The following is a 6,053-nucleotide window of genomic DNA, read 5'->3' as shown; positions in this document are numbered from 1 at the left end:
TAAAATTTCCGATTTTATAAAACTGTTTAGATTAAATGGCGTTGTCTCTTCTCAACGTTCATAGATGAAATCAACAAAAACATCAAAACATCATTGAAAAAGGCGCGTAACAATGACTCATGTTTGCTCACCATTGAGATATCCAGGCGGTAAGGCTGCACTGTATGGAAAAGTCAAAGAAATATTTGAGAAAAATGCATTAAATGGCTGTTCCTATAGAGAGCCATTTGCTGGCGGGTGCGGACTTGCTTTAAAGCTTCTTTTTAATGGTGATGTTAAAGATATTCACATTAACGATATTGATCTATTCATTTGGAGCTTTTGGTATTGCGTTTTGCACAAGACAAAAGAATTAATAGAAAAAATCAATATAACGACCATTAACTTAGAAGAATGGTACATACAAAAGAAATTTCTCCTGCAAGTGCAGATGTGCTTAGCGCAGGATTCGCAGCACTCTTTTTGAATCGCACAAATAGATCTGGAATTATTAAAAATGCTGGACCAATTGGAGAAAAAGGACAAAGCGGTACCTATAAAATAGATTGCCGATTTAACAAAGAGAATATAATTGAACGCATTCTTCGCATAAGTGAACAAAAAGATAAAATACATTTAACTCGTTTAAATGCACGGGAATTTTTGCTGCGTTATGGAACTGATGAAAACACCTTTTTTTATATGGACCCTCCTTATTTTAAAAAAGGAAAAGGTCTTTATACTTGGTTTTACAAAGCTAATGATCACCACAATTTAGAGAATGTCATCTCCCAACATGTGACGGCACCTTGGCTAATTACTTATGACAACGTTGAAGAAATTAAATTATTGTATAGGCAATATCTCTCAATAGAATTTAGCTTACAATATTCTCTACAAGAGAAAAGGAAAGCTACTGAACTGATGATTTTTTCACCAAAAATCAAAATGCCTCAATTCTTAGAAAAAAACACAATATCACGTCTTAAAGCAGCTTGATTGCATGAATAGGAGCTTTAATCACATGCTTACACCATTTGGCAAAACTTTACGCAAAATTCGCCTTGATCGCTTTGAAAGGCTCTTAGATATGGCTGATAAACTAGGCATCTCTGTAGCATTTTTATCTTCTGTTGAGATTGGCAAAAAATCTGTTCCAGTAGGAATGGAAGAAAAGATCATAAAGCTGTACGCTTTAGATCAAAACATGGCTTCTCTTTGAAGAAAAGAGGCTGACATTTGCCGAAAGAATTTTATAATGAATTCTTCTGATCCACTTAACCGTGAAATTATTAGCACGTTTGTTAGAAATTTTAAGTGTCTTTCACAACAAGATCTAACAGTGTTCAAGGAATTCATGGTGAGAACGGAAAAGAAACGCTGCTTGCAAAATAAAATACCTTGATCTCCTTATTTTATACACCGTAAACATAATTTTATATGTTAAAAAACAATAATATACTTTTGAAATAATTGAAAAAATAAGCAAATTATGCTAAGATTTTGTATATATAAATTGCTAATCTAATGGGGCTACAAATATGCTAAATAAAGTGACTTTAATCGGGCGCCTTGGTGCTAATCCCGAAAGCAAAACAATGAATTCTGGAGCAGAAGTGGTTAATTTTCGTATGGTAACTTCTGAAAGCTATACAGATAAAAATACACATCAAAAAGTAGAGAAGACTGAATGGCATTCTGTTATGATTTTTAATCCACATTTGGCAAAAATTGCACTTCAATATCTAAACAAAGGTTCAAAGGTTTACGTAGAAGGCAAATTACAGACACGCAAATGGCAAGATAAAAATGGGCATGACCGTTACACAACAGAGATTATTTTACCGCAATTCAAAGGCGAATTGTATTTGCTTGATGCAAAGAAAGATCAATCAGCATCCCCTACCCCTTCACCCATTACTTCTCAACATTATGCCATCGCTTCAGGTGCTGCTGATCATAGCACATCTCTTAATAATGCTATCCCATTCTGATTGAAAAAAAATATGACAAAAAGAAAAAAACGTGCAAAACGTGGTCGTCCACGGATTAAAGGATGTATCAGAGAACCAAACGGACGCATCTCACGAGCAAAAACACCGCATGAACCCATGGATAAATTGGCAATTGAAATGCGTGCCAAACGCTTTGGCTTGACCATAGAAGAGGCTAAAAGTCCGCTTTCCGGTACCTATATCGGGCGGCTTTATTTGCAAGGCGAAATCAATCAAGACCAATATGATGATGCGCAAAAATATCTTGAAGTGAAAAACAATTACCTATGTGCAAAAGGATTGCCTAATGCAATTTATGATAACTTTACTCCTTCATCAAATGAGGAGGCACAAAAACGGTGGATTGAAAGAGCAACTCATTGTTATGAAGAGACGAAAGAGATTATCAAAGAAACACAACACCTCTATAGACAGTATAATCTTTATGCTGCATTACAATATCTTGTTATAGAAGATCAATCGCTAACACATCTTGTTAATTCTTTGCGTATTGTTCTTAATGCGCTTCATAAGCATTTTAGCCGTTAAAAAAGAATTGACATCAGATGAAAAATCATTAAAATGTGTATATATTTACACATTATAAGTTTAGGTAATGGAACAAGATAGCCGAAAAATCATTGCAAAATTAAAGCGTGATGGCTTTGAACTTATCAAAGTAAAAGGTTCTCATCATAAATTTAAAAAAGATGATAAGGTTGTTATCGTTCCACATCCTAAAAAAATCTTCCGATTGGTACAGCACGTTCTATCGCACAACAAGCAGGCTGGTTAAAAGAAGGAGAAGAAGAATGAAAAGATTTTTTGCTCTTGTTCATAAAGATGAAGACTCTGCTTTTGGTGTTCAGTTTCCTGATTTTGAGGAACTTTTTTCTGCTGCTGATGAGGAAGAAAATTTAATCGCAAATGCAACAGAAGCACTCCAACTTTATTGTGAAGATATAGATAGAGTGCCTATTCCTTCAAAATTTGAAGACGTCATACAACGGGAATCTGTCAAAACAGCTTTGTCAGAAGGAGCTTTTTTAATACAAGTCCCCTTTATTGAAAATGATGCAGAAGTGGTACGCACAAATATATCAATTGAACGAGGGCTTTTACGTGCAATTGATAATTGTGCACAAGAGAGAGGTTTAACAAGATCTGCTTTTTTGGCAACAGCAGCCCGTCACGAGCTTAATATTTAGCTCATCAATCTGGAAAAATTTCTCACTCTCGATTTTTTTTGCAAAAGCGTGTAATTGCATATGATCCGAAAACTATTAATGAAAATCAAAAGGCGGCAGGCAAACAAAACGCTATAGTTAAGAGGGATATAACTATCATTGATATTATATACATGGCATCTAATATTTCTGGACCTGTCATTGTCTTTCCCTCCTATAATAATTTCACAATAATTTATAAAATCTAAAATGTTTTAGAAAAATCTATATATTCTATTTTAAAATAAAAAATATAGATTTTTTTGTTGACATGGTGTAAAAAATAGTATTGAATAACAGCACGGCACTAGTTGAATTGCGTCTAAAATTCAAAAATATCCCTTAAAAATTCAGTAAAATGTGAACTTGAAAGTAGCTAGAAAGCCCTGTTTTCTTGCTAGTTCTGGCTAATCTATTTTTCAAATAACAAAAATTAATATTTGACTAATGATGTCATTAATTATGACTCAAAAGGAGCACTGATGAAAGCTGTCATCACTAAGCCAATGTGTGTTATTGGAGACAATAAAAGCACTGTTCGATTTGAACCATCAACACCCAATAATCCATTTGTTGAAGTTTCCAATCAAGTCTACGCACGTCTCAAGCGCGCTAATGCTGTAAAACCTTTTGTTGGAGTCAAGACAACAGCAAAACCTGACAAGGCGGTTGAACAAATTAAGAAAATAGAACAAGAAGCTGTACAAACATCATCTGAACCAGTGACAGAGGAAACCTCACTCGAAAAACCAAAGGAATCTAAAACTTCCAAGTCATCAACACCTACCCCTAAAAAGGCTTAGACGTTGAAATTAATCATCCACCAAAAATGGTATCTTCAACAGGCAAAAGATACCTTCACCAGTCTTCAAGCACCACGCCTTAACTGGGCTCTGCGTAATGCTCTAAACACCGCAGCAAAACAAGTTGAACGCTTTACTGAAAAGCAAGTTGCGACATCTCATCTGCCCAATCAAAGCGTGTCAAAAAAGGGGGGGTATATTAAAGAAAAAGCGACAGCAAGGTTTCTCGAGACAGATATCATTGGTTCTGGAACACCGATACCTCTTAAATTTTTTCAAGCAAGAGAAACAAAATACAGCGTAACATACAAAATGTTTGGAAAGAAAGAAATCTTACCCCATGCTTTTATCAAAGGTGGGAATTTTCCAAAGCGTGTTGAATTGAAAATGGGAGGGAATGTGTTTCAAAGAGATGACGGAGATCAATTCCCCATTGCAAAACAAGAAGGACCTTCAATTGCTAAAGTGATGTCCAAGCCAGAAATTGCAAGTGCTATTGTAAACGAAGCCAATGAAAGACTAATCAAAAACATACAGTACCAACTTGCTCGTCAAGAATATGCCGCCAATAAGAAAGCTAAATAATGTTCTTAAGCTATGTCAACACATTACTCACTTTAATTGTAATTTTTAAAGCAGATTATCACTTTCGTTTTGGTTTTTTTCAGAAAAAATACAATAAAATCAATGTAAAATCTACTTCCCAGCGGGTTGGATCTGTTGCGGGGCAGGCGAGCGCGAACTATCGCTAGCGACAGAATTTTCAATTTGACTGTACATTGTACACTTAACACATTGATAAATAACGAATTTAGTGTGTACAGTATGATATGTAAAATGTCTCCTTATCGCATTGAAGCCCGTTTTTCAGTTCGTGACGTAAAGCTTTCTTTATCCTGATACGCCGAAAACCCCATTCCTCAAGATGGGAAAAATATCAAGGCAAAGAGCAACTATGGATAAGAAGTATCGTGAGGGGATATCGGTTCATGCGTTTACGAAGAGATGGGTGTTTCACATAATGCGGTGGTTTCTCGGATAAAGACAGGTAAATTTGATGCGGCTCTTTTTGAAGATGGTTCTGTCAATGAAGCCCTTGCCACAGCCATCTGGAATGAGAATCCAACAAAGCGCCCTGCTTCACTTTTAGCGCCTGATGGACAACCGCGGACAAAGATCAAACAAGCTTCCACAGATGGAGCCAATGAATACAAGATAAAACTGGAGCGAATGCAAGTTGCGTTTGAAAGCGAAAAAATTGCCCTTGAACGACTACGCGAAACCACTGTTGATCGAGAAGAAATGAAAAGGCAGCTCGTGAGTTTGGAAGAGCGCACCGTAATGTCATATGTTGAATTTTCCTCATCGTTTTGGTGCAAGCATTGCTGCACAAGTTGGATGTGATACAGCCAGCCTTATTGGTGCTATTGATTACACTATGAGAACAGCTTTGCTTGAAGCGGTTAATATTCCAGTGCCTTGTCATGATCCACATTCTCCAGAGTTAGAGAACTTGCAAGAAACGAATAATGGATGACAATGCAGTCGAAGAATTTTTCGCCAATGCCAATGACGCATGACAACCAGACCCACCGTACAAGGTTTCGCAATGGGCGGGAATAGATACCTTAGCACCGTAGCAAGTGCTGAGCCTGGGCTTTGGAGAACAAAGCGTACCCCTTATTTGCGCGAAATCATGGATAACCTTTCCTCTTACGTGCCAATTGAAATAACAATTGTCATGAAAGGGACGCAGATCGGCATGTCAGAAGCAGAATTGAACTTTTGCGGTTATGCCATTCATTATAGTCCGGGACCTGTCCTTTATGTGACGCCAACGGTTGAGACAGCGAAGAAATTGTCCAAAACCCGTCTTGACCAAATGATTATGGCAAGCCCTGCTTTAAGCGAACGCATTGCCAAAAGTGATACGGTGAAATCAGAAGAAATCCAGAACCGTCGTGAATTTGGTATAGAAGATCAGTTAGAGACAGCAATGAAATATATTGCCAGAAAACAAAAGAAACTGATTTCTGAAATCGAATTGACAT

General features: G+C 36.7%; 7 protein-coding genes and 4 pseudogenes. All 11 read left to right on the top strand.

Features of this window, described 5'->3' with window-relative positions:
- The first annotated feature begins 112 nt into the window (after positions 1 to 112).
- Positions 113 to 466 carry a DNA adenine methylase gene (locus ACFILL_RS08600; RefSeq protein ID WP_273790995.1) on the top strand — a complete coding sequence of 118 codons (354 nt, stop codon included), beginning with the start codon at positions 113 to 115 and terminating at the stop codon, positions 464 to 466.
- Positions 394 to 978, top strand: coding sequence for a DNA adenine methylase (locus tag ACFILL_RS08595; protein WP_375643760.1), 585 nt, complete (start codon positions 394 to 396; stop codon positions 976 to 978). Before ACFILL_RS08600 ends, ACFILL_RS08595 begins: the two co-directional genes overlap by 73 nt.
- 25 nt (positions 979 to 1,003) lie before the next feature.
- Positions 1,004 to 1,384 (top strand): annotated as a pseudogene (locus ACFILL_RS08590) (helix-turn-helix domain-containing protein).
- Positions 1,385 to 1,520: 136 nt separating this feature from the next.
- Positions 1,521 to 1,973 carry a single-stranded DNA-binding protein gene (gene ssb, locus ACFILL_RS08585; RefSeq protein WP_375631773.1) on the top strand — a complete coding sequence of 151 codons (453 nt, stop codon included), beginning with the start codon at positions 1,521 to 1,523 and terminating at the stop codon, positions 1,971 to 1,973.
- Between the two features lie 12 nt (positions 1,974 to 1,985).
- The gene (locus ACFILL_RS08580; RefSeq protein WP_375631771.1) at positions 1,986 to 2,522 is read left to right on the top strand and encodes a hypothetical protein; all 537 of its coding nucleotides are present in this window, start codon (positions 1,986 to 1,988) and stop codon (positions 2,520 to 2,522) included.
- Positions 2,523 to 2,589: 67 nt separating this feature from the next.
- Positions 2,590 to 2,789: pseudogene (locus tag ACFILL_RS08575) on the top strand (type II toxin-antitoxin system HicA family toxin).
- Positions 2,786 to 3,181: a type II toxin-antitoxin system HicB family antitoxin gene (locus tag ACFILL_RS08570; protein ID WP_273790990.1), complete on the top strand. Its 396-nt coding sequence runs from the start codon at positions 2,786 to 2,788 to the stop codon at positions 3,179 to 3,181. The pseudogene ACFILL_RS08575 and the gene ACFILL_RS08570 overlap by 4 nt, the downstream one beginning before the upstream one ends.
- A gap of 500 nt (positions 3,182 to 3,681) precedes the next feature.
- Entirely contained in the window at positions 3,682 to 4,002 is a 321-nt protein-coding gene (locus ACFILL_RS08565) for a hypothetical protein (protein WP_273790989.1), read from the top strand.
- 3 nt (positions 4,003 to 4,005) lie between these two features.
- Positions 4,006 to 4,587: pseudogene (locus ACFILL_RS08560) on the top strand (hypothetical protein).
- A 370-nt stretch (positions 4,588 to 4,957) separates the two neighbouring features.
- Positions 4,958 to 5,539: pseudogene (locus tag ACFILL_RS08555) on the top strand (hypothetical protein).
- 39 nt (positions 5,540 to 5,578) lie between these two features.
- Positions 5,579 to 6,053, top strand: a 475-nt coding sequence (locus tag ACFILL_RS08550; RefSeq protein WP_375631769.1) for a phage terminase large subunit family protein, incomplete at its 3' end; no start/stop codon positions are given.

The organism is Bartonella sp. AP20NXHL (assembly GCF_042196165.1).
In the GTDB taxonomy this organism is placed as follows: domain Bacteria; phylum Pseudomonadota; class Alphaproteobacteria; order Rhizobiales; family Rhizobiaceae; genus Bartonella.
Note: the sequence above shows the minus strand (reverse complement) of the source record. Positions and strands in the feature narration are given on the sequence as shown.